The organism is Actinomycetota bacterium, assembly GCA_035765775.1.
Taxonomy (GTDB): Bacteria; Actinomycetota; CADDZG01; order JAHWKV01; family JAOPZY01; genus DASTWV01.
On record DASTWV010000047.1, the window covers coordinates 1 to 2,082 of the forward strand.

2 protein-coding genes are annotated in these 2,082 nt (G+C 68.1%); both read right to left on the minus strand.

The features are described from left to right. On the minus strand, positions 1 to 669 hold a 669-nt coding region (locus tag VFW71_10745), incomplete at its 3' end, for a GTP-binding protein (protein ID HEU5003239.1). Next, entirely contained in the window at positions 666 to 1,610 is a 945-nt protein-coding gene (gene cysD, locus VFW71_10750) for a sulfate adenylyltransferase subunit CysD (protein ID HEU5003240.1), read from the minus strand. The genes cysD and VFW71_10745, both read right to left, overlap by 4 nt. Positions 1,611 to 2,082: the final 472 nt, after the last annotated feature.

Sequence of the window (2,082 nt, forward strand, 5' to 3'; positions counted from 1 at the left end):
GAAGCGCAGTGGCTCCAGCGCCGGGTTGGTGCCCACGGGCACGGCCTCGAGATGCTCGAGAAGCGTCGGGCCGGCATACCAGGGGGTGTGGGCGGAGCGGTCCACCACGTTGTCGCCGAGCAGGGCGGAGACGGGCACGGCGGCGACGTCCTCGATGCCGAACCGGCCTGCGAGCCGGGCGAACTCGCCCACGATGTCGCCGAAGACCTCGGCGTCCCAGCCCACGAGGTCCATCTTGTTGACGGCGAGGGCGACGTGCCGCACGCCGAGGAGGCCGGTGACGGCGAGGTGGCGACGGGTCTGCTCGACCACTCCGTGGCGCGCGTCGACCAGGATCAGGGCGAGCTCGGCGGTCGAGGCGCCGGTCACCATGTTGCGCGTGTACTGCACGTGGCCCGGGGTGTCGGCGAGGACGTAGGACCGGGTCGCCGTCGAGAAGTACCGGTACGCGACGTCGATGGTGATGCCCTGCTCGCGCTCGGCGCGTAGCCCGTCGGTCAGCAGGGCCAGGTTCGTGTACTCGTCGCCCCGGGCAAGCGAGGTGGCCTCGATGGCGAGGAGCTGGTCCTCGAAGATGGATTTGGAGTCGTAGAGCAACCGGCCGATGAGGGTGGACTTGCCGTCATCCACCGAGCCGGCGGTGGCAAAGCGCAGCAGCTCGGCGGTCAGAAGTAGCCCTCCTTCTTCCGGTCCTCCATCCCCGATTCGGTGATGCGGTCGTCCGCCCGCGTGGCACCCCGTTCGGTGATGCGGGCGATGGCGATCTCGCTGATGACGTCGGCGACCGCCACCGCCCCGGACTCGATGGCCCCGGTGCAGGAGGCGTCACCCACCGTGCGGAAGCGCACCAGGGCCTCGAAGGGCTCCTCGCCGTCCGCCAGGGTGATGTGATCGGTGACTGCCAGCAGCATGCCGTCGCGGCGGAAGACCTGCCGGTTGTGGGCGTAGTAGATGTCGGGGATCTCGATGTCCTCGTGGGCGACGTACAGCCAGATGTCGTACTCCGTCCAGTTGCTGAGCGGGAACACCCGGATGTGCTCGCCGCGGCGGTGCCGGCCGTTGTAGAGGTGCCACAGCTCGGGGCGCTGGTTCTTGGGGTCCCACTGGCCGAACTCGTCCCGGAACGAGTACACCCGCTCCTTGGCCCGGGACTTCTCCTCGTCCCGCCGGGCCCCGCCGAAGACGGCGTCGAAGCGCCCCTCCTCGATCGCCCGCAGCAGGGTGACGGTCTGCAGCCGGTTGCGGCTCGCCCGGTGCCCGGTCTCCTCGACCACCCGCCCGGCGTCGATGTCGTCCTGGACGTGGGCGACCAGCAGGCGGGCGGCGAGCTCCTTGGCCGTACGGTTCCGGAAGGCGATCACCTCGGGGAAGTTGTGCCCCGTGTCGATGTGCAGGATGGGGAAGGGCAGCGGCGCCGGCCAGAAGGCCTTGCGGGCCAGGTGCAGCATGACGATCGAGTCCTTGCCGCCCGAGAACAGCAGGACCGGGCGCTCGAATTCAGCCACGACCTCCCGCAGGATGTAGATGGACTCGGCCTCGAGAGCGTCCAGGTGGGAGAGGCCGGCGGCATGGTGGGCCCAGGGGTCCGGAATAACCTCTTCTACCGCCATCGCTCCTCCGCATTCCCCCGGCAGGCCTGGGCCCTGCCTGCGCCCGGCGTACGCCGACGGCGCATGGTACACGACCTTATTAATGTTTGCACGGAACAAAGTGTCGAATATTTTCGGCAGGGGCTGAGATGCATCTGCCCGGCCTACCGGGGCCTGCCAGGGGGCCTACGGACCGTTGAAGGCCGGCGACGCGGACCCTCCTTGGCTCATCCCGCATTCGCCGCGGTCCTGCGAAGGCAGTGCGGTCTGAACCGGGGGGTCGTGGTCGTGCCCGGGGGATCTAAGGCCGGCCGCTTTCTGGTTCTCAAGGACCAAAGCCGCTCTGTGGTGACACTCCTCAAAGATTTTCAAGATTTCTTGCCACATCTCGTGCATGGTTGCGGCTTGGGTGTGGTAGACTAGAACACATGTTCGAGCAACCGACCACGGATCTGTTCCCGCCCGAGGACTTCGGCACCGAGGCCCTGGGGGA

Coding starts and splice junctions, on each gene's coding strand:
- cysD (HEU5003240.1), bottom strand. CDS start 1,610: ATGGCGGTAGAAGAGGTTATTCCGGACCCCTGGGCCCACCATGCCGCC.